The sequence below is a fragment of the Streptomyces rubradiris genome (assembly GCF_016860525.1).
Classification (GTDB): domain Bacteria; phylum Actinomycetota; class Actinomycetes; order Streptomycetales; family Streptomycetaceae; genus Streptomyces; species Streptomyces rubradiris.
On sequence record NZ_BNEA01000015.1, the window covers coordinates 300,389 to 325,503 of the forward strand.

Sequence of the window (25,115 nt, forward strand, 5' to 3'; positions counted from 1 at the left end):
ATGCCGACTCGCGCACGTGACCGCCTCCTCCAGGCAGCCGATGAGCTCTTCTACGAGGAGGGCATCAACGGAGTGGGCCTGGAGCGCCTGCTGAGCCACTCCGGCGTCGGACGCGCCTCCCTCTACCGGCACTTCGACGGCAAGGACGACCTGGTGTCCGCGGTCCTGCGGCGCCGGGACGAGCACTGGAGGCGGTGGCTGCGGGAGCGGGTGGAGGCCCGCGGCGGCGCGCCCCTGGCCGTCTTCGACGCCCTGGCCGAGGGGGCGGAGGACAGCTCGTTCCGTGGCTGCGCCTTCATCAACGCCATGGCGGAGATGGCGAAGGAGCCCGGCAGCACCGTGCACCGGCTCGCGGTCGAGCACAAGCGCAAGGTGACCGACTACGTGCGCGGCCTGATCGCGGACGCCGGCCACGCCGGGGCGCCGGAGCTGGCGGAACAGTTCACGCTGCTCATGGACGGGGCCGTGGTCACCGCGATGAGCGAGCGCAGCGTCGAGCCCTTCCGGCGGGCCCGGCAGATGGCTCAGAGACTGCTGTCCTGACCGTCGTACCGCCTCGTACACGCCCGTCCGGCCGTCAGTCACATACCTCAGAGTCCGTCGCGGCCACCTTCTCCAGGCCGCGGGACAGCCCGGGAGAACTCCAGGATTCTTCGGTGAACCGGGCGATGGTGTCTTGGGAGCGAACCGGCCCTCCGAGGGCTTGGCGGAGCCCGTGTCGAGGTCGAGGCCGGTTCCCACCAGGGCGAGGTGGGGGAAGTTCGTGCAGACGCCGAACTTCTCCAGGGCCCCGACCGGGTAGACCGGCGGCGGGAGGATCTCGCGGGCGCCCCGCGCACATCCCCAGCCGAAGAAAGCGGCGTCCAGTTCCCTGAGGAGGTCGGTCTCGTCCGGTGACAGGACGACCAGCGCGTCGCCGGTGCCCAGGTCGAACCGCGTGGTGGGAGCGACTCGAAGCTGTACGTCATGTACCGCTTGATGTAGGCCGCCACGTCGGCCGGTTCCTGCTCGGTCGAGTTCTTCTCGACCTCGGTGAAGAGGGCCGAGACCAGTTCGCGGCCGAAGGCGATGTGCTGGGACTGTCCTGGTGGCGGCTCCGGTTGACGGCCCGGATCGTCTCGTGCAGGCGGGTGTCCAGGGCCATCACGCTTTCGTAGCGGGACAGCGCGCAGAGCTGTTCCTGCGTCAGCTTTTCGGCCGCGGCCGTTCCGTGCGTGGTGGTGAGCACGGGGAGACCACGGCCGGGCGGCGCCCCAACGGGTCGACGGGCAGGTCGAGTACGGCAAGATGGGGAACCAGCAGGGGGCCAAGCACAGGAGTGAGGGTGGGGACACAACCACAGACCAAGGTCTACGGCGAAGCCATCGAGGACTTCTGCCGGATCTGCGGGTTCGACAAGGAGCGGTTCTGGGAGGACGGCTGGCCCACGGCCGCCATCTGCGACAGCTGCGGGAACGAGTCAGGTATCGCCGACTTCGGCGCGGAGCCGGGCTCGTGGAGGGGGGTCGAAGGTCTTCATCACTCTCGCGGCCTATGGCTCGGAACCGGCGCCCAGTGGTGCGCCCCCTGGAACAAGCCCCGAGACTGGGACCTGCTCGGGCAGGTCGGGAACATCCCTTCCAAGTGGCGCACGCCAACGCCGCCGCCCATCGACCGTGCGCGGCAGATCGGCAGCAGGTCGGACCACGTTTCACTGGGCACCGAGACCGTGTGCCGGATCTGCGGGTTCGAAGGGCCGACGTTCTGGAGCGACGGCGAGCCGACCGAGACCGTCTGTCCTTGCTGCGGCACCGAGTCGGGGATCGGCGACCTCGGCACGCCCGGCGATCTCCGGAAGCTTCGGGAGATCCGCACATTGCGCGGCTACTGGGTGGGCATCGGAGCGCCCTGGGCCGTGCCCGAGGCGAGGCCGGCGCAGTGGGACATCCTGGAGCAGCTGAGCGGTCTCCCGGCCGAATGGCGCTGACCACCGCGCCGCACCGCTCATGAATCGCCATCTGCCGGGCCATCGGGTCTCATCCCTCGACGGCCCGGCAGGTTCGGCGTCACGGATGCTCCTGCCGCTCACCAGCGCAGCGCCCTGAAGTCGACCGGCCGGGGCCGCAGCAGGCGGGTGCGATCCGTCAGGGCGCGCAGGCGGCGGGACATCTCGTCGGCCGGCAGGCGGTTGCGGTCGCCGTGGCCCGGCAGCACCCATTCGAACCGCAGCCGGTGCGCCGTCCTGGCCAGGGACGCGGCCAGTTCCTCGATGGAGTACCAGGTCACGCTGTCGGCGACCTCCAGGTCCCCGGTGGTCCGCGACCAGTAGAAGCTGTCGCCGCTGAAGCAGTACCGGTCGTCGGCGAGGTACAGGACGCTGCCCCGGGTGTGTCCGGGCAGGGGGTGGACGGTGACGCCTTCGGCGATCTCCTGTGGCTCCAGGCCGCGGATCACCTGGTCCGCGTCCGGCGCCGCGTCCAGGTCTCCTTCGTGGATCCACAGCCGGGCGCCGAAGTGGTCGGCGTAGCGGCGGCCGTGCGCGGCGTGGTCGCGGTGGGTGAGCAGCACATCGGTGACGGGGCCGCCGGCCGTCCAGCGTTCGGCGAGTGCACTGCTCCAGCGCGGGGTGTCGATCATCATCCGGGTGCCGGACGGCCGCAGCAGCAGGTACGAGTTGGCGCCGGCGGTGTGCGTCGAGTTGTGGCCGCAGATCAGCACGCCGTCGTCCAGGGCCAGCGGGAACGGGTCCAGCGACGGGTCCACGCGGCCGGTCGCCGGCCGGATCGAGCGGGTGTGGCAGGCGAAGACCGCCGCGTGCAGGCGCCGGTTCTCCGCCTCGTCGGCGGGGGCGCGCAGGATCCGGGACTTCCCGTCGGCCTCGTCGATCAGCTCGGGCGCGAACTGCCGGGCCACATCGCAGTTCGTGCAGCGGTCGTCCACATACCATCCGTCCACGGCTGGGCTCCTTCCTCGCGGGCGGCCCCCGGCCGAGGCCGCCCCCTTCCGGTTCCAGGGGTACCCGCCGGCCGCCGGAACCGGAAGCCCGTACCGATCTTGTGCTTTCCGCGCCCGGCCGCTCTGGGCGGCCGGACGCCACACGCTCCGCGGCGGATGATCTTCCGGCCGGCTCAGGGTCGTATCTCGAAGCCGCCCCGTCCGTCGAACCGCACCTCATGCACCGCGTCGAACCCGTCCGCCACCGAGGGTCTGCGCAGCCGCTCGAGGGTGGCCAGGACGCCGACGTCGGGGACCCGGCCGCGGCCCTCGCGGGCGGCGTTGCGGCGCAGGGAGCCCGGCACGTCAGGCGGGAACCAGTACGCCGTGACGGTGGCCCCGTGGGCCCGCGCCGCCGCCACCAGCGGCGCCCACTCCCGCGGCGACGGGTTGGTGTTGTCCACGGCCACGGGCCGGCCCGCCGCCAGGTGCTCCGTGACCAGCCGCATCTGCCGGGCCTGCTTGTTCCTCGCCCCGCGCGGGAACAGGTCCTTGCCGACCAGCTCGTACCGGCCGGACAGGCACCGCGCGTAGAACGTGGACTTCCCGGAGGCCTGCAGCCCGACCAGTACCGCCAGGTCCGCCTGTGTCGCCATATCGCCACTGTGACACGCCGCCGGCCCGGCGCCGAGCCTCCCGGGGGCGGCCCTCAGTGCTGCCCGCCGCCCTCCAGCAGGCCGGTGACCTGCGGGCGGACGGCCTCCCACGCGGTGTCCGGCAGGTCGCCGAGGGCCGTGCCGCGCAGGGCGTCGAGGGCGTCCTCGGCGCCGGTGTCGCACCGGGTGGTGCCGGTGAGCACGTCGTAGCCGTCCCGTACGGCGACACGCAGGCGGCGCCGCTCACCGTCCTCGGCGTGCAGGGCCGAGGCGACGACGAGGGGCGGCTCCCCGCCCGGCTCGGCGGGCAGCTTGCGGTAGGCCGAGACGAGGGGCGTGCGCCAGCGCAGACCGAGCAGCACGGGACGTTTGGCGACCACCTCCGCCAGGTCCGCCTCGCGCACCCCCTCGGGCTCCAGGACCGTGGCCCGGGCGTCCAGGACCAGGGCGGGCGGCAGCAGGCAGCGCAGCGTACTGCCGACGATGTTGCCGCCGACCGTGGCGGTCCGCCGCACGGCCCCGGTGCCGATGGTGGCCGCGGCCAGCCGCAGGACGTCCGGCACGGTCGCGTCGATCCGGTGCAGCAGCACGGCGCCGCCCAGAGTCTCCCGCCCGACGGCGTTCGCCTCCGGCACCTGCCGCAGCGACACCGCGAGTTGGGGGAATCCGTCGCGCTGCCAGGTCGCCCAGAGGAGCGTCGCCCCGCCGATCGGCACGGCCCCGTCGGCAAGGCACTGCTGGGCTTCCGGTACGGACGTGGGCAGACGCAACAGCACAGTGGCCGACCTGCCTTTCTGGGGTCTGGACGCGAGATGTCCGCGGGCTCGGGACGCCGGGCGGACGGCCGACGGCCACCTGCCCGCCGACTGCGAGTCTTCTCGCGCGGCGGGGGGCGCGTACAGGGCTCACACGTGCATGCGGCGCGCGCTCACGCCGCGCCGGCCGACCGCCGGAACGGAGCCGGCAAGCAGCCTCGGGGAGGGCGGAATGGCCGGTGACCGGCGGGTGTTGGAGAGTCGGGAGGCGACTGCCGCCCTCGTACCGCATGCGGCGTGCCCCGCCCCGGGGCGGCCGTGCCCGACGGAAGGAAGCACCATCCATGGCCCGCGACGTGCGCACGATCACCAACCCGGCCACCCTGCACGACCCGACCCCGTTCGGCTACAGCCACGCCGTCTCGGCGCCCGGCGCGCTCGTCTTCATCGCGGGCCAGTACGCCTCCGACGCCACCGGCGCCCCGGTGCCCGGTGACTTCGCCGCGCAGGTCGAGCTGGCCTTCGACCGGTTGCGGCTGGCCCTGGAGGCGGAGGGGCTCGGGTACGAGCACGTCGTCCGGCTCGGCACGTTCGTCGTCGACCACGACGCCGCGAAGCTGGAAGTCCTCGGCAAGGCCCTGCTCGCCCGCTTCGGGGACCGGCTGCCGGCCCAGACGCTGAGCGGCGTGGCGTCTCTCGCGCTGCCCGGCATGCTGTTCGAGGTCGACGCGGTCGCCGTCCGCCCGGCCGCGCCGGAGGTGTGACGGGCGCCCGCCCGCATCACTGCGTTCCGCTCGTCGCCCAACGCCCCCGAGCGCCGGTGCCCGTACGGGCCGCGGCGGCCGAGGGTACGACGCATGGCCGACGGCCACGGCCCGGACGACGACCGGCACCGGTGCGCACACTCCGGACCGGCGCCAGGTGACCGGGCAGTAAGCGGGAAGCGGCCGGGAAACGGCATCCGGCCGGGAAGCGGCATGAAAAAAGCCCTGCCGGGCCAAGCGGCCCGGCAGGGCTCCTCTCTCCGTCGTGGTCGCCGCTAGCCGCGGCGGCCCGCCGGATCGTGGGCGGTGGTGTCCCGGTCCTCGCCGTGCCGGACCGTACCGGAACCGGCGGCCCCGGCCCCCGGCGTCTCGGCCCGGTCCCCGTGGCCCGGCCACCAGGCGGCGTGGCCGATCAGGGCCGTGAGGCTCGGGGTGAAGAACATCGCCATGACGAACGCGGCCACCACGATGCCGAAGGAGACCGCGAAGCCCATCTCCGACAGCAGCGAGTTGCCCGCCAGCATCATCGTGGCGAAGGTCGCCGCCAGGATGAAGCCCGCGGCGGCCACGGTCGGCCCGGCATGCCGGAGGGCCATGCCCGCCGCCTCGCGCGGATCCCGGCCCTCGCGGGCCTCCTCACGCAGCCGGGCGATCATGAGGATGTTGTAGTCGGTGCCGATCGCGACCACGAAGAGGTACATGATCACCGGCAGCATGAACATCAGACCCGAGTGGCCCTGCCAGTCCTGGAAGATCCACACGGTGGCGCCGAGGGTGGCGCCGAAGCCGAGGCCCACGGACGCGATCAGGTACCAGGGTGCGACCACACTGCGCAGCAGCAGCCCCAGGATGACCATGATGAGGATGGCGGCGACCGGGAAGACCGTCCGGTAGTCGTGGTTGACCGCCTCGTCGATGTCCTTGTAGATCGAGGACATGCCGCCGACGAACGCCTCGGTGCCGTCGGGCGCCGCCGAGTGCGCGACGTCGCGGACCCGGCCCACGGCGTCGATCGCCTCGTCCGTCGACGCCTCGTACTTCAGCGTGACGGTGAAGTCGGCGGTGGTGCCCTCCTTGTTGAGCTGGGTCATGCGGGCGCTCGCGACGCCGTCCACCTCACCCAGCTTCCGCGCGTACTCCTTGAACCGGGACCCGTCCAGCTGCTTGCCGTCGGTGCTGGACAGATAGACGTCGGTGGGAGCCGCCGCACCCGCCGAGTACGCCTTCTGCATCTCGTCCTGGACGACCATGGACTCCTTGGTCTTGGGCATGGAGCCCGAGGCCAGGTCGAAGGTGGCCTTGTAGCCGAGGCTGCCGATGGACAGGACCAGCAGCACGAGACCGGAGACGATGGCGGTCAGCGCCGGGCGGCGCTGGACACCGCGGCCGAGGGCGGCGAAGCGGGCGTTCTGCGGCTCCTTCTGCCAGGACTTCGACGGCCAGAAGACCTTGGGCCCGATCAGCGAGACCACGGCGGGGATCAGGGTCAGGCCGGCGACCAGGGTGGCGCCGACCGCGATGGCGAGCGCCGGGCCCATCTGCTTCAGGAAGCCCAGCGTGGACAGCACCAGGGCGAGGAAGGCGATGATGACCGCTCCGGCCGCCGAGGCGATGGCCTCGCCGACCCGGTCCACCGCGTTGATCATGGCCTGCTTGGGTTCGTCCCCGGCACGCAGGCTCTCTCGGTAGCGGAATATCAGGAACAGGAAGTAGTCGGTGCCGACGCCGAAGAGTACGACGATGAGGATCGAGGAGATCGAGCTGTTGGCCTCAAGGCCGAACAGCTTGGTGGCGTAGGCGATCAGGCCGTTGGCGACGGCGGACACCAGGCCGATCAGCACCAGGGGCAGTACGGCGAGGATCGGCGCCCGGAAGATGATCAGCAGGGTCACCAGGATGATGACGAAGGTGCCGATACCGATCAACGCCTCGCCGCGCTTGGACGAGTCCTGCTGGTCGAGTGCCTGCGCCGCGGAACCGCCGAGCTTGACGTCGAGTTGCGTGCCCTTGGCCAGTTCCTTGGCCTGTTCGCGCAACTCCTTCGCCGCGTCTGCCTGTTTGGGCTGACCGGCGTTCTTGCTGTCCATCTGCACCAGGGTCATGGTGTACTTGCCGTCCTTCGACGGCGGGCCGGGGACGACCTTCTGCACCTGGTCGATGTGCTTCTTGCCCAGCTCGGTGGTGATCCGGGCGACATCCTTCTGGTCGGCGGCGGTGAGCTTGCCGCCGTCGGTGCGCTGGTAGAGCGCGATCGCGGACGGGGTGAAGGCGCTGGGGAACGCCTTCTGCTGGATGTCCGCCGCTTTGATGGACTCGTAACTCTTGGGTAGGAAACTGCTCTCGTCACTGTTCGAGGGCAGGCTCGGTGCGGTGGCGACTATCGCCACCGCGGCGATCAGCCACGCCACGATCGTCCAAATGGGATGACGGACGACGGCGTTGCCTATTCGTCGGAACATGCGGAGGGTCCTCCTGGGAAGGAAGATCACCGCAGCCCGGGGAGCGGACCCTGGCATCGGCGACCCCGACCGGCACGCGTCGAACGGGCCGGTCGCATGGTTGTCTTGGTGTCACATCCTAATGACCGGTCCCGCACTTCCCCTCATCGGCAGGCCCAAGCGCGCGGCAGAACGGTCCAACCACCGGTATATGCCCCCGACATGCGGTGCCGTGGCCGGGATGAACGGCCCGCACTGGCTGGGCCCGGAAGCGGCCCGGTTCGACGACGCACCGCGGCCGGTCACCGTCGGTGCCGCCGACGAGGGCCTGGAGCACGTCTACGACTCCCCCGGCAAGGCCGAGTCGAGCCGGCCGGCGCGTGGCACCGGCTCACCGTTCAACGGCAGGGGTCCCGGCGGCCTCATGGTGCTGTTCACGGACGCCACCTCGGGCATGACGACGTACGCGGCGAACCGCTCGTTGTACATCGACGCGCCCGGCGCCGATGGCACGGTCACGCTCGACTTCGACCGCGCCGGGAACCTGCCGTGCGCCTACACCGACCTGGAGACCTGCCCCTCCCGCCCGGCGGGAACCGGCTGCCGGTGGCGGTGGAGGCCGGCGAGTGCATCCCCCTGGAGCGCGGCGGACAGCCGTGAGCCGGACGGGCGCCTGGTGAGGTGCCGGGTGCCAGGGCGGAGGCGTCGAAGTACCACCAGGCGGAACGTACCTGGATCCCGGACCATTCCGTCACGGTGTCGATGTTCTTCTCCATCGTGTCCTCAACGGTCGACGGCGCGAGCGTCACTCCCCGGTGGGCGAGCTCCGCGGAGTTCGGGCACCCGGCGCCGGAGCCCGATCAGGCGTGTTCTCGATGGCAGCGATCGTCTGGCGGAGCAGACTACGGGCGGTCTCCAAGTCGTCGGCACGCTGGTCGAGGATGTTCAACTGGTCGCGCAGGCTGGTGAGGACACCGGGACAGGGCAGAAGCGTCGTCGCGTCGTCAGTGCAGGGCAGGACCTGGCGGATGACGCGGGTGGGCAGGCCGACGGCGAGCAGGGCGCGGACCCAGCGCACTGTCTCCACTGTCTGGTCGTCGTACTCGCGGTAGCCATTGGCACGGCGGTCGGCGTGGATCAGTTCCCTCCGCTCGTAATAGCGCAACAGCCGCTCGCTGACTCCGGTCCGGCGTGACAGCTCCCCGATCAGCACCGACCGCCCCTTTCGACTTGACCTTCCAACGGTGTCAAGGAGCAACAGTGCCTTGACCGGCCGAATTCCGGATCGGTCGAGACGGAGGGAACGAATCAGTGATCATTGACGCGCACAGTCATGTCCACGATCCGGTCGAGGTGCATGTGGGGCTGCTGGACGAAGCCGGAGTCGACCGCGCCGTCCTGTTCGCCACCCGGCCGCACCCGGAGCGCGCCCACGACCTGGCCGCACTGCGCCGGGAGATGGCCGTCCTGGAGAAGGCGCTCGGAGGCCGGGCCGGCACGGTCGAGGCGTACCGGGGGGCGTGGCGGGAGCTGGACGCCGCGCTCGCCGCGCAGCCGGAGCGGTTCATCGGGTTCTTGTCGGTGCCGCTGGGTCTGGGGCCGGAGGAGACAGCCGCGATCGTGGAACAGGAGGTGATCGGCCGTGGACTGCGCGGGATCGGGGAGCTGACGCCGCCGCCGGGAGGAGCAGGGCTGATCGAACCGGTGCTCCGGGCAGCGGCCGACCAGGGGCGGTTGCCCGTGGTCGTGCACGGATTCGCGCCGACCACCGCGGAGGACCTGGCGACGCTGGCCGCGCTGGCCGGCCGGTACTCGGGCGTCCCGCTGGTGGTCAGCCAGCTGGGAGGCCGGCACTGGATGCAGGCCGTCGAACTGGTGCGGAACACCCCGAACATGTACCTGGAGCTGTCGACGGCCAACATCGTCTTCGCAGTCCGGCTGGCCATCAAGGAGATCCCGGACCGGACCCTGTTCGGCTCGGACGCACCGTACGGAGACCCGGTCCTCACCCGGGCCTTGGTGGAACGAGTTACCAGCCCCGGCGAGATACGCGACCGGGTACTCGGCGGAACGATCGCAGAGCTGGTCGGGCTCGGCTGACGCGGGACCGGCTCGCGGGCGCTTCAGTCGGCCGGGTGAGCAAGCCCGCCGGCCCGAACCCTCACTCGCCGGCTGAAGCGCTCAGTCACAGAGGCCCGCGGATGGTTCGGGGACGCGGCTGCTGCAGCTCGAACTCAAGCCACTCGATGTCCGTGAGGCGGACCTCTTCCAAGGAGCCGGCGCGACGGCCGCCGTCCTGGAAGTGCGCCTCCTTGAGCCCGTGTCGGTCTGCTCTGCCTGTTGGTTGCACGCCTGAAGCAGGGCCGTGAGCCGACGGGACGGCGGGTCGGGGCGCGTCGCCAGGTAGGTCGGCAGGGACGGCACCCTGGCCCGGTCGGCGAAGGGCCGGAAAGCGATCCGGTGCACGGGCTGCACGGCGGCCTGGGACAGCAGTTCGAGGCCCGGGGCGCGGTCGGCGCCGCGCACGAACGTGGCGTGCAGGTACCCGTCACGCACCTGCCGCATCCGGGTCGTCGTGGGGCCGCTGACCAGTTCGACGAGCAACCATGGCGCTTGCTCCGACAGCGCGGTGAGCGCTCCGTCCAGACGCGGCCCGAGCCCCACGCTCGTACCGATGCGGACAGTGGATTGCTGCTCGCCGCGTACGACGTCCATCGTCTCGGCCGCCGCCCGCTCGGCCGCTAGCATCGCCCGGTCGGGAACGGCGAACGACGGTGATGAGGGAGCCGGTTTGTGGAGTGGTCGGAGCGGGTGGTGGTCCGGGACGGGGTCCGGCTGGTCTGCCGTGACGGGGGCGGTCGGGGGCCCGCCGTGGTGCTGCTGCACGGGCTGGCCGGCCACGCCGGTGAGTGGGACGCCCTGGCGGAGAGGCTGTCGGGGCGTCACCGGGTGGTCGCGGTCGACCAGCGCGGGCACGGGGCCAGCGAGCGGCACCCCGGCGATGTCTCGCCCGCGGCCTTCGTGGCGGACGTGGTGGCGGTCGCCGCGCGGCTGGGGCTGGACCGGCCCGTGCTGGTCGGGCAGTCGCTGGGCGGTCACACGGCACTGCTGACCGCCGCCGCCCACCCCGCGCTGGTCCGGGCACTCGTGCTCGTCGAGGCCGCACCCCGCGCCGCCGATCCCCGCGCTCCCGCGACCATCGGCGCGTGGCTGGACTCGTGGCCGGTGCCGTTCCGCTCCCGAGCGGCGGCGGTCGCCTTCTTCGGCGGCGGCCCGGTGGGCGAGGGCTGGGCAGCCGGCCTGGAGCGACACGAGGACGGCTGGCGACCCCGGTTCGACCGGGACGTGATGGTCGCCGCGCTGGCGGAGACCGCCCGGCGGTCCTCCCTGCCCGCGTGGCGGCGGGTCGGCTGTCCCACCCTGGCCGTGTTCGCCCGGTCGAGCCTGATCCCCGGGCCGGACATCGACGCGATGCTCGCGGAGCGAGCGCCGACCGTGGCGGTGAGTGTCCCCGGCACCGGGCACGATCTGCACATGGAACGGCCCGAGGTGCTGCGCGAGATGCTGGAGGGATTCCTCTCCGGGCCCGTGTGACGGGCGTGCCGGGCCGGGCCCCGGAGCAAACCACCCGTACGGTTTGCCGGGCGGTCCTACGGCCGGGTCAGCAGGCGATGCACGACAGGTCCCCGGACCGCTGCCGGGCCTCGGCGATCACCCGGGCGCCGCGGTCCGGGGCGGTGTCGAGCCGGGTGAGGACGGGTGGGGCCGCGATCGCGGCGAGGAGGTGGCTGTACAGCGCCGCCGTGCGGTCGTCCAGGTCCGCCCAGCCGGCGAGGGTCTGCGAGACGAACTGCGCGCCCACCCAGGCGCCGAGGAACACCTGGGCCGTCTTCTCGGGCACCACGTGCGGCAGCACCTCGCCCCGCATCTTGGCCTCGGTGAGCGCGTGCGAGGTCAGCCGTGCCCAGGCCGGCCAGGCGCTGCCGAGCACGTCACGGCCGGGCCGGTCGGCGGAGATCCGGACGCCGGCGAGCAGGAAGGGTTCCCGGGGCAGCCGCCTGGCCAGGGTCATGCCCGCGTCCACCCACTCCTGTAACTTCAGGTCGCGGGGCAGGTGGTGCTCGGGCGTCAACTGCTCCTGCAACACCCCTTGTGCGAGGGCCGCCTTGGAGTCGAAGTGGAAGTACAGGGCGCCCTTGGTGACACCGGCCCGCTTGAGGATCTCCGAGATGGTGGCGGCCGCGTATCCGCGCTCGGCGAAGACCGCCGCCGCGGCCCGCAGCACGGCACTCCGGGTCCGGACAGCCCGGTCCTGCTGAGCCACACACCCTCCCCGGCCGGAAACCAAACCGAACAGTACGTACTGTACCGCACGCTGGGTCAACATCTGGGCGGCCGACGGCCGTTGGGGGCGAGCCCGGCGGCGGGTGAATTCGGTTGCGGTGGGGCGGGTGGGCACGGTGGGGTTCTGCCATGGACGGTGCCATGCGAGAGCCACGAGGGGCCGGGGCGGACGCGGCGCGCGGGGTCGCGGCGCGGCCGGCTGCCTGGCGCCGGGCGGCCGTGCTCGCGGCCCTGATGGTGGCCGCCTTCACCCTCAACACGGTGGAGAGCCTGCCGGTCGGCCTGCTGGAGCCCGTCGCCGCGAGCCTGCGGGTGTCCGTACCGGCGGCCGGTCTCCTGGTCACCGGGTACGGCCTGGCGGTGGCCGTGGCCTCCGTGCCGCTCGCCCATGTCCTGCGGGCGGTGCCCCGGCGCCATGTGCTCGCCGGGCTGCTGGCCGCGCTGGTGGTCTCCAGCCTGGTGTCGGCGCTGGCCGGCTCGTACGGCATCCTGCTCGCCGGGCGGCTGCTGGCCGCCCTGGCGCAGGCACTGTTCTGGGCCGTGATGGGACCCGTGGCGGTGGGCCTGTTCGCGCCGGAGGTGCGCGGGCGGGTGGTAGGGGCGCTGTCCGTGGCCGGCTCGCTCGCCTTGGTGCTCGGCGTTCCGGCCGCGACCTGGCTGGGCCGGCTGAGCGGCTGGCGGCTGCCGTTCGCGCTGCCGGCCGTGCCGGGTCTGCTCTGCCTGGTGACGATCGCCGCCCTGCTGCCGGCCTCGCCCCCGGAGGAGGAGCCCGCCGCGTACGCGGCCGGGCCCGACGCCCGCCGGTTCAGGGCCGTGCTGGCGGCGGGGTTCCTCTCCGCCACCGGCGCCTTCGCGGGATACACGTACATCGTGGCGTTCCTGGACCGGGTGAGCGGTTTCACCCCGGACACGGTCAGTGTGCTGCTCTCGGTCTTCGGTACCGCGTGCCTGGCCGGGGTGGGCGTCACCGCCGTGGCGCTGGACCGCTTCCCGCGCGCGGCGCTCACCGCCGCCGTGACCGTGCAGACCGTGGGCATGCTCGGCCTGTACGCGGCCGGTGACCGGCCCGCGGCGGCGGTGCTGTTCCTGGTGCTGACCGGCGGGGCGCTCGGTCCGGTGTTCATGGCCGCCCAGAACGCGATGCTGCACTGTGCCCCGGGCCGTACGGACCTCGCGCTCGCGGCGAACTCCGGCTGCTACAACGCCGGGATCGCGGCGGGCGCCGCGCTGGGGGCGCTGCTCCTGCCGCACGCCGGCCCGCGGGGCGTCTTCCTCGCCGGCGGGCTGCTGACCGCGGGTGCCGGTGTGGTGCTGCTCGGCGGAGACCTGGCGGGCCGGCGACGGCGTCCCGTAGGCGGTACCGGCGCCGCACCGCGCTGAGCGGCCCGCCCGGGCAGGTGTCGGGGCGGGACGCGGGGGCACCGGCGGTGTATGGACGTACTACGCTCTTCGGCCCGGGCCGCGGACAGCAGACCCATGGCCGTGGCGGCCCGGGCCGGTTTCGCGGCGCGCGGCCTGCTCTACGTACTGGTCGCGGTGATCGCGCTGCGGATCGCCCTGGGCGGCGCCGGCGGCGAGCGGCAGGCCGACCGGGGCGGCGCGCTCGGCGAGCTGGCCGGGCGGCCGTTCGGGGTGGCACTGCTGTGGATCGTGGGCGCCGCGCTGGCCGGGCTGGCCGTATGGCAGCTGTCGGAGGCGGTGTTCGGCACGACGGGCCCCGACGGCTCCAAGGTCTCCCGGCGGGCGGCGGCCCTGTTCCGGTTCCTGTTCTACGGTTTCGTCTCCTACTCGGTGCTCGCCTACGCGGCCGGGGACCGGGGCAGCGGCAGCGGCTCGTCCGACCGGCAGACCGACGATGTGACCGCCCGGGTGCTGGAGTGGCCCGGCGGGCAGTGGCTGCTCGGCCTCGCCGGGGCCGGCGTGGTGGTCGCCGGGCTGTGGATCTCGGTGCGGGCCGTACGCCGGAAGTTCCTGAAGGATCTGCGGGCCCAGGCGCTGTCCGGGCGGACCCGGCGGGTGGTCGGGGCCCTCGGGGTGACCGGGGGCGCGGCTCGCGGGATCGTGTTCGCGGCGGCCGGTGTTTTCGCCGTCGTCGCGGCCGTGCGTCATCAGCCGGGGCAGGCGAAGGGCGTGGACGACACGCTGCGCGCCTTCCGGGATCTGCCGGCCGGACCGTGGCTGCTCGCGCTGGTCGCGCTGGGGCTGGCCGCGTTCGGCCTCTTCTGCTGGTGCGAGGCCCGCTGGCGCAGGGTCGGGCACGGCGGCCGGCCGGCCGGGCGGGTCAGCCGCCGGAGTCGGGCCCGGCACTGGCCGTGGCGCATGCCCGGGCCGGGGTCATGGCGACGCCGTCGAGCGTGACCGTCTTGCAGGGGCCGGGCGCGTTGCCGGTGGTGGCGGAGCGGAAGTCCCGGCCGGTGAGGGCGTCGGCGAGGGGCCGGGCACGGCCGGTGATACCGGTGCCGTTCCGTACGGTCACCGCGATCCGCGCGGCGGGCTCGGTTGCCCTGGGCCTGGCGCCGGAGCCGGTGGTGAGCGGCGCACCCCGGCGCCCGGTCCGGCTGGGCAGCGGGGAGTGCACGGGCATGGTCCGGGCGGTCGGCTCCGCCGCCCGGCGGTCTACGCGGCCCGCGCCGTCGCGCCGGGCAGCTGCGGGCGCACCTCGTCCGGGGCGGGGGGCCGGCCGGTCAGCCGGGGGAAGGAGCGGGCGGCGGCCAGGAAGCAGAGGGTCGTCAGCACGAACGGCCAGGTGAACGCCCGGCCGCCGGAGGGGGCGAGCAGATGGGCGACGGCCGGGGTCACGGCGGTCGCCGTCGCGGCGCCGAGCAGCGCGTACAGCAGGGTGGCCCGGGTCGCCGCGAGGAACACGCCGCACAGGGCGACGGCGACGAGCACCGCGTTGCAGCCCAGCGTGCCGTCGGCGATGCCGGCCGCCGGTGCGCCGAGCGCCCACGCGGTCAGGATGCCCGTGACGCTGCCGGCGCAGGCCAGCAGGCCCACCACCCGGTCGGCCAGGAACAGCCCCAGGAGCAGCAGCGCCCCGGCGTACCACTGGTCCAGGAAGAAGACCTGGGAGATGTTACGGAAGAAGGCCCGCCACAGGTCCTCCCAGTGCGGCGCGGTCGGTCCCGTGGCCGGGCCGGGCAGCGCGGCGAGGCCGGCGTCGTGCGGCCGGACGCGCCGGAAGGCGGGTGCGGCGATGGTGACCGCACTCGCCAGCAGGCAGTACGGCAGGGTGAGCGGCGGCAGCCGCAACCCGTGCAGCAGCCGGACCACGGCGGCGGTGGCGACCGCGGTCACCACGCCGGCCGCGGCGGCGAGCAGCGCCGTGGACAGCCGGCCCGCGCCCAGGAACACCGCGCACCACAGGGCGACGAGGCAGGAGTTGTACCCCTCCAGTCCCTGCTCCACCCGGTCCCGGGCGACGTGCAGCAGCCGTGCCGTACCGGTGCCCAGGGCGGCACCGCCCAGGGCGTAGCCGCCGTAGCGCCAGTCGGCCGTGGCCAGGGCGAGGCAGAAGACCGCGCCGGTCCGCGCGTCGGCGAGGAACATCACCTGGGCCGGTCCACGCGCCAGCCACCGTCCCGAGCCCCCGCCCCGCCCTCGACGCCCCCACCGGACACCGTCCGACCACCGCACGTTCCGCCCCCTCATCAATCCCCCACGATTCCGTAGTGCGGTACGCATTTTCCGGCATACGGTATCGACTTGTCGAGATGTCCTGCCGTGGTGAGCCGGTGGGCGGACACGCGCCGGAGCGCGGCACGCTCGGTCGGCATCTTCCGTGCGATCCGGGGCAGCCGCCCGCTGAGGAATGCGCGGGGCACGGCCCGGTAAGGCCGGTGAGAAAGGCCGGCGGCGGACCCCGGCGGGGAAGGCCCGGGACCGGGCCCCGGATCGGCGAGCGAGACGAGGAAACGCGTGGCGGACACGGCGCAGATGAACGAGCAGGCGGGACCGGAGCGGCTGTCCGTCCTCCGGTCCACCATCGACGGGGTCACCGTCGTCACGGTGACCGGCGAGATCGACCACCACACCTCGGGCGTGCTCCGGGACGCCCTCACCCCGGCGGACCCCGCGGCGGGGGCCCGCACGGTCGCGGATCTCAGCGGTGTGCCGTTCATGGACTCCAGCGGTATCAACGTCCTCATCGCCGGACACCAGGCCCATCAGCCGGCGGGCTGGCTACGGCTGGCGGGCGTCCGCGGGTCCGTCCTGCGCACCCTGGAGATCGTCGGCCTCACCCCGCTGATCGCCTGTTACCCGAGCGTCCGTGACGCCCTGGAGGAGTGAGGGACCGCCGGGGGCGTCAGGACTGCGGGCGCCGCCCGTGGTTGGCGGGGTGGTTGCGGCGTGACTTCTTCTTGCGGCGTCGCTTCGAGGACATGGGGCACCTCCCTCCGCGCCTTCCGGGGGGCCGGCTTCGGCCCGGAGACGGAACAGCAGCACACTAACCCGGTATGTCCCTTCGTACACTCTGGGAGCGATTGATCCGCTTATGATGCGGAACGCCGGACTCTTTCTTCCGGTTACCCGTCCCGCAGAGGAGCAGACGTCATGACCGGTGACCCGGAGCCGATCAGCGCACAGGCCCGCCGTGCGCTGGAGCAGGAGCTGGCCGACCTGCGGGACGAACGCCGGCTGGTCGCCGGAACGCTCCGGGAATCCTCCGCGTCGGCCGGCGACCAGGCCGACCAGGCCGACCAGTTGCGGCGGGCCGATCAACTGGGGCGCCTGGACCGCCGTATCGAGGACATCACCGAGCGGCTGCGCGAGGCCGCGTCGGCCGGCCCCGCCCCGACCGACGTGGTGGGCGTGGGCAGCACGGTGACCGTCCGCTTCCCGGACGGCGAGACGGAGACGCTGCGGATCGGCGAGGTGGCCGAGGCGCTGGACCAGACGCTGGTCACCGCCGACAGCCCGCTCGGCCGGGCCCTGCTCGGCCGCCGGCCCGGGGACACCGTGCGCTACGACACCCCGGACGGGCCGGCGACGGCGGTCCTGGTCTCGATCGGCGAGCCCACGTCCTCCTGACGTCCTGACAGGTCCCCGGCCGTCACCCGGCCGGTGCCGGGGCGGAGCCGGCGGGTTCCTGTGGGGCACCGCGGCGCACCGAGCAGTGCAGCGAGTCGTCCCGCACGTCGGCGACGATGGTGTCCCCGGGTCCGGCCTCGTCGCCGAGCAGGAGGGTGGCGATGCGGTTGTCCAGCTCCGCCTGGATGGTACGGCGCAGCGGGCGGGCCCCGAACTCCGGCTGGTGGCCGTGGGCGATGAGCAGCTTCTTGGCGCTCTCGGTGACCTCCAGATCCAGGCCCTGGGCGCGCACCTTGTGCTTGCTCTGGTCGAGCAGGTGGTCCACGATCCGGCCCAGGTCGTCCTCGGTGAGGCCGTGGAAGATGATGATGTCGTCGATCCGGTTGAGGAACTCCGGCAGGAACCGGGCGCGCAGGTCGTCCATCAACTCGCCCCTGAGATCGGACACATCGCCCTTGTGCTCCAGGATGCGGTGCGCGCCGATGTTGGACGTCATGATGACGACGCAGTGCCGGAAGTCGACGGTGCGGCCCTGGGCGTCGGTCAGCCGCCCGTCGTCCAGGATCTGCAGCAGGGTGTTGAAGATGTCGGGATGGGCCTTCTCCACCTCGTCGAAGAGCACCACGCTGTAGGGCTGGCGGCGGACCTTCTCGGTGAGCTGGCCCGCCTCCTCGTAGCCGACGTATCCGGGGGGCGCGCCGACCAGCCGGGCGACGGTGTGCTTCTCCTGGAACTCGCTCATGTCGAAACGGATCATGCGGTCGGCGCTGCCGAACAGCAGGGCGGCGAGGGTCTTGGCGAGTTCGGTCTTGCCGACACCGGTCGGGCCGAGGAAGAGGAACGAGCCCACGGGGCGGTTCGGGTCGCCCATGCCGGCGCGGTTGCGGCGCACGGCCTGGGAGACGGCGGTGACGGCCTCGTCCTGGCCGACGATCCGCTCGTGCATCTCCTCTTCGAGGCGCAGCAGCTTCTCCTTCTCGCCGGCGGTGAGCTGGGAGACCGGGATGCCGGTGCGGCGGGAGACGATGTCGGCGATGTCGGAGGCCGTCACGGAGACGACGCCCTCGCGGCGCTCCTCGATGCCGGCGAGTTCGCCCTCCACCTCGGCGATCTGCCGCTTGATCTCCGACGCCTTCTCGAAGTCCTCGGCGGACACGGCCTGGTCGAGTTCCCGGCGCAGCTTGGCGATGCGGTCCTCGCGGCTGACGATCTCGGTGGAGCGCCCGGTGCCGCGCAGCCGTACCCGGGCGCCGGCCTGGTCCATCACGTCGATGGCCTTGTCGGGCAGGAAGCGGTCGCTGACATACCGGTCGGAGAGCTCGGCAGCGGCGGTCAACGCACCGTCCTCGAAGCGGACTTGATGGTGTGCCTCGTAGGCGTCACGCAGTCCTTCGAGGATCTGCACGGTCTCCTCGACGGTGGGTTCCGGGACCAGCACCGGCTGGAAGCGGCGTTCCAGGGCGGCGTCCTTCTCGATGTACCTGCGGTACTCGTCGATGGTCGTGGCGCCCACGACGTGCAGTTCGCCGCGGGCGAGGGCCGGCTTGAGCATGTTGCCCGCGTCCATGGCACCCTCGCCGGTGGCGCCGGCGCCGACCACCGTGTGCAGTTCGTCGATGAACAGGATGATGTCGCCGCCGGCCGCCTGGACGTCCTCGATGACCTTCTTCAGCCGCTCCTCGAACTGCCCCCGGTACTGGGCGCCCGCGACCATGCCCGACAGGTCCAGTACGACGACCCGCTTGTCCTTCAGGGTGTCGGGGACCTCGCCGGCGACGATGCGCTGGGCGAGCCCCTCCACGATCGCGGTCTTGCCGACGCCCGGTTCGCCGATCAGCACGGGGTTGTTCTTGGAGCGCCGCGAGAGGATCTCCACCGTCTGCTCGATCTCCTCGGCCCGCCCGACGACCGGGTCCAGCCTGCCGGCCTTGGCCTCCTCGGTCAGGTCGCGGCCGAACTCGTCCAGGGTGGTGGCCGGCCGGCCGCGCTCGGCGGGGGCCGCCTCGGGGCGCGGTGCCGTCTGTTCGGTGAGGCCGGCCAGCCGCCCCGGGTCCAGGCCCTCCGCCCGCAGCAGCCGGGCGGCACCGGTGTCGCTGTCGCCGATCAGGGCGCCGAGGATGTGCTCGGGGCCGATGTAGGACACACCGGCGGCCTGCGACCGGACGTAGGCGGCGCGCAGCGTGCGCTTGGCCGCGGGCGTCAGGCCCGGTTGCGCGGAGGGCGTGCCGGACTCGCGGGGCAGCACCTTGGCCAGCTCGGCGGCGAGCGCGTCGGGCTCCACGCCCGCCCGGGAGAGCAGCCGGCGCGACGGTTCGACCCGGGTGGCCGCCCACAGCAGGTGTTCGGTGTCCAGGTCGGGGGTGCCGTCCTCGGCGGCTCGCTGCGCGGCCAGGTTGAGCAGTTCCTGCGCGGACTCGGTCAGCAGCCGTCCGATCGGTACGCGCTGCACCGCCGGGGGCGATGACGCCGGCGACATACCGAAGAACCGGTTCAGCAGCTCGCTGAAGGGGTCCGACGAACCGAACGGTGCACCGAACGACATCGACATGACAGCTCCTGGCGCGCGTGGGGGGCCGGCCCGTCCGCGGCGCATCTCCGCGAGCGGCGTCCGCGAGGGCAATCCGCGCTGTCGGCAACGCGAGGGACCCACGAGGGGTCCCTACCTCACTGAACCCCCCGCCGGACGGCACCGCAAGCGGAGGGAGGGGGCGGAGCGGCCCGGCGGGCGTGGTCGGAGAGGCCTTGGGCCGTGTCGGAGGGGGGTTGGACCATCGGGTCTCAGGGCCGTGGGCTCAGATGGGGGGTGTGTGGCCCTGGAGGTAGTGGCGTACGGGGGCCGGCAGGGAGATGTCGGTGGTCTCCTCCGCCGTTGACCAGCGCAGGTGGTCCGGGGTGAGCCGGCCGCCGTCGGACGGCGAGTCGGTCAGCAGCCGGCACAGGACGGCCGTCCCGCCGTCGCCGTCCCCCGGGTCCAACGCCTCGGTGCCGTCGACCAGGTAGCCGGTGAGCTCGTAGACGACCCGCGCCGCGGTGGCCTGGGGTGTCTCGGCCGGCTGCGGGGTGCCCGAGGGGAGCCCCCAGCCGTCCTTCTCCGGGATCAGCAGCAGCCGCCCGTCGTGCACGACGACCGCCCGCACCACACCCTCGGCCCGCTCCGCTGTCATCGGTCCACCACCCCTCCCAGGCACCTTCCGCCTACCCGGGTACGAGCGGGTGATGCCCCGTGAATCCCCGGAAGACACAGGCAAGTTGGCGGGCGCGAGTCAGTACAGGACCGGCAGGTCGGCGGGGCGGATCCGCAGGGTGACCGGCAGGGTGGCCTCCACCTCGCCGTCGGCGCCGTAGGGGACGGGCCGGCCTGCCTCGATGCGCAGCTCCCGGCCGCGCAGCACCCGTACCTCGGGGCGGCGGACGTGGGCGCCGGTCCGCAGTTCGTTCATCAGGGCGAAGAACAGCCGGCGCGGGGCCTCGCGGATCAGCACGATGTCGAGCAGCCCGTCGTCCACCCGCGCACCGGGGGCGATGAGCCGGCCCGAGCCGTAATAAGGGGAGTTGGCGGCCACGACGGTGTAGCCGCGGTGGGTGTGCTCCGCGCCGTCGACGGTGACCCGGTAGTCGGCGGGCCGCCAGGAGGTGACGGCGCGCAGTCCGCCCGCGTAGTAGGAGGCGGCGCCGCGCAGCAGCCGGGCGTTGTTGGCGTGCCGGTTGGCCTCCGCGTCGACACCGGCGTACACGCTGCCCAGCACCACCGTGCGAGGGTGGGCGGCCGACTCCACCTCGATGGTGTCGACGGGCCGGGGCTCGGCGTGCAGCAGGATGTCCGCCAGCGCCTCGGGTTCGGCCGGCAGACGCAGCGCGCGGGCGAAGTCGTTGCCGCGTCCGGCGGGCACGAGGCCCAGGACGGTGCCGGTGCCGCTGAGCGCGCCGCCGATGCCGCCGGCGATGCCGTCGCCGCCCACGGCCAGCACGATCCGGCCGCGCCCACCGGCCGCACGGGCGATGTCCTGGGCGTGGGCGAGGCTGTGGCTGTACTCCGTCTCCAGCCCGGCCCCGGCCTCGCGGAGCAGCCGGGCCAGCCGGAGCAGGGTCGCCGCCCCGGTGGAGCCGCCCGCGGTGGGGTTGACGACGGCGGTGAACTGGCGCATCGGTGGGCCTCCGAGGCAGGCGGTCGGATCGGGCGGGGTCAGTCGGTGGGCAGCAGGACGCCGGGGTTGAGCAGGCCGTCGGGGTCCAGGCGGCGCTTGACGGCGCGCAGCGCCGAGACGCCGAGCGGGCCGGCCTCCCGGACGTACCAGTCGCGGTGGTCGGTGCCCACCCCGTGGTGGTGGGAGATGGTGCCGCCGGCGGCCAGTACGGCTTCGTTGGCGGCGTGCTTGGCGGGCGTCCAGTGGGCCACCGGGTCCTCGCCCTGGGCGCTGACGACAGTGAAGTACAGCGAGGCGCCGTTCTCGTACACGTGGGAGATGTGGCACATCACCAGCGGCGGGGTGCCGGCCCGGGTGAGGGAGTCGGTCAGGGCGGTGCGGACGGCCGTGTACAGCTCGGGGATCCGGGACCAGAACGCGGCGGTCTCCAGGGTCTCGGCGAAGGCGCCCGCGTCGAGCAGGGCGTCGCGCAGATAGGGCGCGGAGTAGCGGCCGTGCGCCCAGCGTTCGCCGGGTTCGGTGCCGATCAGGGTGCCGCCGCAGGCCGTCAGCACGTCAGCGGCGCGGGCGCGCCGGTGCGCGGTGTCCTCCGCCGTGCCTTCGTAGCCGGTGATCGCCAGGCATCCGGCGTCGCCCTGCTCCGGGCCGGTGCCGATCGCGTCGGGCTGGGCGAGTCCGATGAGCGTCTCGGTCTCGTCGGACAGGCGCAGCACGGTCGGCCGGGGCCCGTCCTGGGCGAGCCGGCGCAGCGCGGCGGTGCCCTCCTGGAAGGAGCCGAACCGCCAGCCCTCGTACACCCGGGTCTCGGGCAGCGGGCGGACGCGTACGGTGACGGAGGTGATGACGCCGAAGGCGCCCTCCGAGCCGAGGATCAGCTGGCGCAGGTCGGGTCCGGCGGCGGAGCGCGGGGCGCGGCCGGTGTCGAGGGTGCCCTCGGGGGTGGCGAGGGTGAGGGCGAGCACCATCTCGTCGAAGCGGCCGTATCCGGCGGATGCCTGTCCGCTGGAGCGGGCGGCGGCGAAACCCCCGATGGTGGCCCACTCGAAGGACTGCGGGAAGTGGCCGAGGGTGTAGCCGTGTGCGTTGAGCCGCCGTTCGGCCTCGGGGGCGCGCAGGCCGGGCTGGAGGACGGCGGTGCGCGAGACGGGGTCCAGGTCGAGCAGGCCGTTCATGCGGCGCAGGTCGAGGGCGACGAACGTGCCGCGGTGCGGGGCGAGTCCGCCCACCACGGAGGTGCCGCCGCCGAAGGGGACGACGGCCAGGCCGTGCGCGGCGCAGGCGCGCAGCACGGCGAGGACCTCGTCGTGACCGGCGGGCAGGACGACGGCCTGGGGGATGTCGGCGATGTCTCCGGCGCGGATGCGCAGCAGGTCGGGGGTGGACTTGCCGCGGGTGTGCCGGATGCGGCTCTCGGGGTCCGTGCGGACGTGCTCCGTGCCGCCGACGGCCTCGGCGAGGGCCTTCAGGGCGGCGGGCCGGGCCGTGACGGCGGGCGGGCGGAGGTCCGCCAGGCCGGGGGCGGCCGTGCCGCGCGGCTTGACACCGAGCAGGTCGCGCAGCAGCCCGGTCACCGTGTCGGGCAGCGGTGCCGCCTTGGCCGGGTCGCCCCAGCCGTTCCACAGCATGTCCATTGAACGGTCGTCCTCACAGGGTCGGTGAGCTGGTCTTCGTGCGGCTCGGGCGCCGTGTGCGGGAAGGGTTCCGCTTCCGTCCCTCCCCCGGGGCGTTACACTGTGACACATGACGCCTATTCGTCACAACGGTTCGGACGGCGATCCCGTGCTCGACGCGGTACGCGACTGTGTGCTGGCCGTCGGGGTGCGACGCACCACGCTCGCCGACGTGGCCCGCCGCGCCGGGGTCTCCCGGATGACGCTCTACCGGCGCTGGCCGGACCTGCGGACGCTGGTGGGCGATCTGATGACCCGGGAGTGGATCGAGGTGGCCACCCGGGCGATCCCGCGGCCCGCGCCCGGCGTCGCCACGCGCACCCGGATCGTGGACGGGCTGGTGGCCGGGGTCGAGGCGTTCCGGGCGCATCCCCTCTTCCGCAAGATCGTCGACGTCGATCCGGAACTGCTGCTGCCCTATGTCCTCGACCGGCGCGGCGCGAGCCAGGAGGCGCTGCTGGCGCTGCTGGGCGACGCGCTGCGCGAGGGCCACGCGGACGGCTCCGTACGGCCCGGCCACACCGAACGGCAGGCCCGCGCCGTGCTGTTGACCGTGCAGTCCTTCACCCTGTCCCTGCGCACGATGACCGACGAGGACGATCCGGAGCTGGACTCCGCCGCGTTCCTCGGTGAGCTGCGCACCCTTCTGGAGAGGACCCTGACGCCATGAGCCACACCGAGGCCGCGCCCGGCTCGTCCCTGAGCGCACACCGGCGCGACCGGGAACTGGCCGAGGCCGCCGACGGCCGGGTGGCCGACGTCCTGGTGGTCGGGCTCGGCGCGACGGGCGCCGGGGCGGCCCTGGACGCGGCGGCCCGCGGGCTGGACGTCGTCGCGGTGGACGCCCACGACCTGGCCTTCGGCACCTCCCGCTGGAGCTCGAAGCTGATCCACGGGGGGCTGCGCTATCTGGCCTCGGCACAGTTCGACGTCGCCCACGAGAGCGCGGTGGAGCGCGGGGTGCTGATGACCCGTACGGCACCGCACCTGGTGGCCGCCCAGCCGTTCGTGCTGCCGCTGACCCCGCTGGTGTCCCGGTCCCAGGCCGCGCTGGCGTGGGCCGGCTACCGGGCCGGGGACATGCTGCGGGTGGCCGCCCGTACGCCGCGGCAGGTGCTGCCCGCGCCGCGCCGGCTGCCGGCGGCCGAGGCCCGGCATCTGGCGCCCTCGGTCCGCGCGGCCGGGCTGCGCGGCGGGCTGCTGTCCTGGGACGGCCGGGTGACCGACGACGCCCGTCTGGTGACCGCCCTGGCCCGGACGGCCGCCGCGCACGGCGCCCGGGTGCTGACCCGGGTGCGGGCGCTGGAGCTGACCGGGACGGGCGCCCGGATCCGGGACGAACTCACCGGCCAGGAGGGCGAGATCAGAGCGCGGGCCGTGATCAACGCGGCCGGGGTGTGGGCGGGCGCCCTCGCCGATGGCATCCGGATCCGCCCGTCGCGCGGCACCCATCTGGTACTGCGCTCCGAGCGGCTCGGCGCCCTGCCGGCCGGGCTGCACGTGCCGATCCCCGGGGAGACCAACCGCTTCGTGCTGGTGCTGCCGCAGGGGGACGGCCGGGTCTACGTCGGACTGACCGACGAACCGGTGGACGGCGGGGTCCCGGACGTGCCCGAGGTCCCCGAGAGCGACATCGGTTTCCTGCTGGACGTGCTCGGCTCGGTCCTGGACGTCCCGGTGGCCCGGGAGGAGGTGGCCGGCGCCTTCGCCGGGGTGCGCCCCCTGCTCGACACCTCGCCCGGCGCCGGAGCCGACGCCCCGGCCCGCACCTCGGACATCTCCCGCCGGCACGCGGTGCTCACCTCGCCCGACGGTGTCACCACCGTGGTCGGCGGCAAGCTGACCACCTACCGGCGGATGGCGCAGGACGCCGTGGACGCCGCCGCCGGGGCGAGGGGCCTGCGCGCGGCCCCCTCCCCCACCGCGGCCCTGCCGCTGATCGGCGCCGCCGCCCCCGACCGTCTGCGCGCGCTGCCCGCACCGCGCCGCCTGGTCCACCGCTACGGCACCGAGGCCATGGCCGTGCACACCCTCGTCACCGAGGACCCCGGCCTGGCCGAGCCCGTGCTCCCCGGCCATCCCGTCACCCGCGCCGAACTCCTCTGGGCGATCCGCCACGAGGGCGCCCTGGACGACTCCGACCTCCTGGACCGCCGCACCCGGATCGGCCTGGTCCCCCGGGACCGCGCCGAGGCCCTGCCCGCCGTACGGGAGATGCTGGAGCGGGCGCGAGCCGTCCGCCCTTGACCCGGAACGGCCGACCCTGAGCGCACCGGCCGACCCTGAGCCGGACCGGCCGGTCACCAGTTCGCCGGGCATCCGCTTGTACCGCGCCCGGCGGGGAGGTTCAGGTTTCCGCCCGGCCCCCTGCGGCCCGCCCGCCGGCCTCTGGAACGGCG

24 protein-coding genes and 1 pseudogene are annotated in these 25,115 nt (G+C 73.6%); 12 read left to right on the forward strand and 13 right to left on the reverse strand.

The annotated features are described in order from the left end of the window. Together Srubr_RS14765 and Srubr_RS41685 are read left to right on the forward strand one after the other, a co-directional pair. Entirely contained in the window at nucleotides 1-543 is a 543-nt protein-coding gene (locus Srubr_RS14765) for a TetR/AcrR family transcriptional regulator (protein WP_189999052.1), read from the forward strand. 781 nt (nucleotides 544-1,324) lie between these two features. Further along, complete coding sequence (locus Srubr_RS41685; RefSeq protein WP_308439954.1) at nucleotides 1,325-1,966, forward strand: hypothetical protein; 642 nt, start codon at nucleotides 1,325-1,327, stop codon at nucleotides 1,964-1,966. A 98-nt stretch (nucleotides 1,967-2,064) separates the two neighbouring features. On the opposite strand, the gene Srubr_RS14780 is transcribed toward Srubr_RS41685, so the two are convergent. From Srubr_RS14780 to Srubr_RS14790, 3 genes are all read right to left on the reverse strand, one after another. After that, on the reverse strand, nucleotides 2,065-2,934 hold the full coding sequence (locus Srubr_RS14780; RefSeq protein ID WP_189999054.1) for an MBL fold metallo-hydrolase: 870 nt from the start codon (nucleotides 2,932-2,934) through the stop codon (nucleotides 2,065-2,067). A gap of 173 nt (nucleotides 2,935-3,107) precedes the next feature. Continuing rightward, the gene (locus tag Srubr_RS14785; RefSeq protein WP_189999055.1) at nucleotides 3,108-3,569 is read right to left on the reverse strand and encodes an ATP-binding protein; all 462 of its coding nucleotides are present in this window, start codon (nucleotides 3,567-3,569) and stop codon (nucleotides 3,108-3,110) included. Between the two features lie 53 nt (nucleotides 3,570-3,622). After that, nucleotides 3,623-4,345: an FAD binding domain-containing protein gene (locus tag Srubr_RS14790; RefSeq protein WP_189999057.1), complete on the reverse strand. Its 723-nt coding sequence runs from the start codon at nucleotides 4,343-4,345 to the stop codon at nucleotides 3,623-3,625. Between the two features lie 323 nt (nucleotides 4,346-4,668). Here Srubr_RS14790 and Srubr_RS14795 point away from each other — a divergent pair, with 323 nt between their 5' ends. Next, nucleotides 4,669-5,088: a RidA family protein gene (locus tag Srubr_RS14795; RefSeq protein WP_189999059.1), complete on the forward strand. Its 420-nt coding sequence runs from the start codon at nucleotides 4,669-4,671 to the stop codon at nucleotides 5,086-5,088. Between the two features lie 275 nt (nucleotides 5,089-5,363). Here Srubr_RS14795 and Srubr_RS14800 read toward each other — a convergent pair whose 3' ends face one another. Beyond that, complete coding sequence (locus Srubr_RS14800) at nucleotides 5,364-7,547, reverse strand: MMPL family transporter (RefSeq protein ID WP_189999060.1); 2,184 nt, start codon at nucleotides 7,545-7,547, stop codon at nucleotides 5,364-5,366. A 220-nt stretch (nucleotides 7,548-7,767) separates the two neighbouring features. On the opposite strand from Srubr_RS14800, the pseudogene Srubr_RS40735 reads away from it, so the two are divergent. After that, nucleotides 7,768-8,058: pseudogene (locus Srubr_RS40735) on the forward strand (DUF1684 domain-containing protein); the annotation flags it as partial. A 273-nt stretch (nucleotides 8,059-8,331) separates the two neighbouring features. Here Srubr_RS40735 and Srubr_RS14810 read toward each other — a convergent pair. Beyond that, on the reverse strand, nucleotides 8,332-8,739 hold the full coding sequence (locus tag Srubr_RS14810) for a MerR family transcriptional regulator (RefSeq protein WP_189999062.1): 408 nt from the start codon (nucleotides 8,737-8,739) through the stop codon (nucleotides 8,332-8,334). Nucleotides 8,740-8,837: 98 nt separating this feature from the next. Here Srubr_RS14810 and Srubr_RS14815 point away from each other — a divergent pair, with 98 nt between their 5' ends. Continuing rightward, nucleotides 8,838-9,626: an amidohydrolase family protein gene (locus Srubr_RS14815; RefSeq protein WP_189999064.1), complete on the forward strand. Its 789-nt coding sequence runs from the start codon at nucleotides 8,838-8,840 to the stop codon at nucleotides 9,624-9,626. Between the two features lie 81 nt (nucleotides 9,627-9,707). On the opposite strand, the gene Srubr_RS14820 is transcribed toward Srubr_RS14815, so the two are convergent. Then, complete coding sequence (locus Srubr_RS14820) at nucleotides 9,708-10,274, reverse strand: hypothetical protein (protein ID WP_189999198.1); 567 nt, start codon at nucleotides 10,272-10,274, stop codon at nucleotides 9,708-9,710. Between the two features lie 45 nt (nucleotides 10,275-10,319). Here Srubr_RS14820 and Srubr_RS14825 point away from each other — a divergent pair, with 45 nt between their 5' ends. After that, nucleotides 10,320-11,120 (forward strand): alpha/beta fold hydrolase, encoded by an 801-nt coding sequence (locus Srubr_RS14825; protein ID WP_189999066.1) that lies wholly within the window; start codon nucleotides 10,320-10,322, stop codon nucleotides 11,118-11,120. Between the two features lie 67 nt (nucleotides 11,121-11,187). On the opposite strand, the gene Srubr_RS14830 is transcribed toward Srubr_RS14825, so the two are convergent. Beyond that, nucleotides 11,188-11,850: a ScbR family autoregulator-binding transcription factor gene (locus Srubr_RS14830; RefSeq protein ID WP_189999067.1), complete on the reverse strand. Its 663-nt coding sequence runs from the start codon at nucleotides 11,848-11,850 to the stop codon at nucleotides 11,188-11,190. A gap of 254 nt (nucleotides 11,851-12,104) precedes the next feature. Here Srubr_RS14830 and Srubr_RS14835 point away from each other — a divergent pair, with 254 nt between their 5' ends. Further along, complete coding sequence (locus Srubr_RS14835; RefSeq protein ID WP_189999165.1) at nucleotides 12,105-13,250, forward strand: MFS transporter; 1,146 nt, start codon at nucleotides 12,105-12,107, stop codon at nucleotides 13,248-13,250. Nucleotides 13,251-13,346: 96 nt separating this feature from the next. Then, a complete protein-coding gene (locus tag Srubr_RS14840; protein WP_189999185.1) occupies nucleotides 13,347-14,228 on the forward strand; it encodes a DUF1206 domain-containing protein in 882 nt (293 codons plus the stop codon). On the opposite strand, the gene Srubr_RS14845 is transcribed toward Srubr_RS14840, so the two are convergent. Beyond that, the gene (locus tag Srubr_RS14845) at nucleotides 14,152-14,454 is read right to left on the reverse strand and encodes a LytR C-terminal domain-containing protein (protein ID WP_189999069.1); all 303 of its coding nucleotides are present in this window, start codon (nucleotides 14,452-14,454) and stop codon (nucleotides 14,152-14,154) included. The two genes, Srubr_RS14840 and Srubr_RS14845, sit on opposite strands and share 77 nt — an antisense overlap. A gap of 32 nt (nucleotides 14,455-14,486) precedes the next feature. Further along, nucleotides 14,487-15,419 carry an urea transporter gene (locus Srubr_RS14850; RefSeq protein WP_229926963.1) on the reverse strand — a complete coding sequence of 311 codons (933 nt, stop codon included), beginning with the start codon at nucleotides 15,417-15,419 and terminating at the stop codon, nucleotides 14,487-14,489. Between the two features lie 387 nt (nucleotides 15,420-15,806). Here Srubr_RS14850 and Srubr_RS14855 point away from each other — a divergent pair, with 387 nt between their 5' ends. Continuing rightward, nucleotides 15,807-16,160 carry an STAS domain-containing protein gene (locus Srubr_RS14855; protein WP_189999187.1) on the forward strand — a complete coding sequence of 118 codons (354 nt, stop codon included), beginning with the start codon at nucleotides 15,807-15,809 and terminating at the stop codon, nucleotides 16,158-16,160. 264 nt (nucleotides 16,161-16,424) lie between these two features. Next, a complete protein-coding gene (locus Srubr_RS14860; RefSeq protein ID WP_189999073.1) occupies nucleotides 16,425-16,901 on the forward strand; it encodes a GreA/GreB family elongation factor in 477 nt (158 codons plus the stop codon). A gap of 22 nt (nucleotides 16,902-16,923) precedes the next feature. Here Srubr_RS14860 and Srubr_RS14865 read toward each other — a convergent pair whose 3' ends face one another. The 4 genes from Srubr_RS14865 to Srubr_RS14880 form a co-directional block, all read right to left on the reverse strand. Continuing rightward, nucleotides 16,924-19,449, reverse strand: a complete 2,526-nt coding sequence (locus tag Srubr_RS14865) for an ATP-dependent Clp protease ATP-binding subunit (protein ID WP_189999075.1) — start codon at nucleotides 19,447-19,449, stop codon at nucleotides 16,924-16,926. A gap of 244 nt (nucleotides 19,450-19,693) precedes the next feature. Further along, nucleotides 19,694-20,065 carry an NUDIX hydrolase gene (locus Srubr_RS14870; protein WP_189999078.1) on the reverse strand — a complete coding sequence of 124 codons (372 nt, stop codon included), beginning with the start codon at nucleotides 20,063-20,065 and terminating at the stop codon, nucleotides 19,694-19,696. Between the two features lie 99 nt (nucleotides 20,066-20,164). Further along, on the reverse strand, nucleotides 20,165-21,046 hold the full coding sequence (locus Srubr_RS14875; RefSeq protein ID WP_189999079.1) for a diacylglycerol kinase family protein: 882 nt from the start codon (nucleotides 21,044-21,046) through the stop codon (nucleotides 20,165-20,167). A gap of 38 nt (nucleotides 21,047-21,084) precedes the next feature. Next, nucleotides 21,085-22,677: an FAD-binding oxidoreductase gene (locus Srubr_RS14880; protein ID WP_189999081.1), complete on the reverse strand. Its 1,593-nt coding sequence runs from the start codon at nucleotides 22,675-22,677 to the stop codon at nucleotides 21,085-21,087. 109 nt (nucleotides 22,678-22,786) lie between these two features. Between Srubr_RS14880 and Srubr_RS14885 the strand changes: the two genes are divergently transcribed. Continuing rightward, a complete protein-coding gene (locus Srubr_RS14885) occupies nucleotides 22,787-23,386 on the forward strand; it encodes a TetR/AcrR family transcriptional regulator (RefSeq protein ID WP_189999083.1) in 600 nt (199 codons plus the stop codon). Then, nucleotides 23,383-24,963 (forward strand): glycerol-3-phosphate dehydrogenase/oxidase, encoded by a 1,581-nt coding sequence (locus tag Srubr_RS14890; RefSeq protein WP_189999085.1) that lies wholly within the window; start codon nucleotides 23,383-23,385, stop codon nucleotides 24,961-24,963. The genes Srubr_RS14885 and Srubr_RS14890 overlap by 4 nt, the downstream gene beginning before the upstream one ends. The last annotated feature ends 152 nt before the right edge of the window (nucleotides 24,964-25,115 follow it).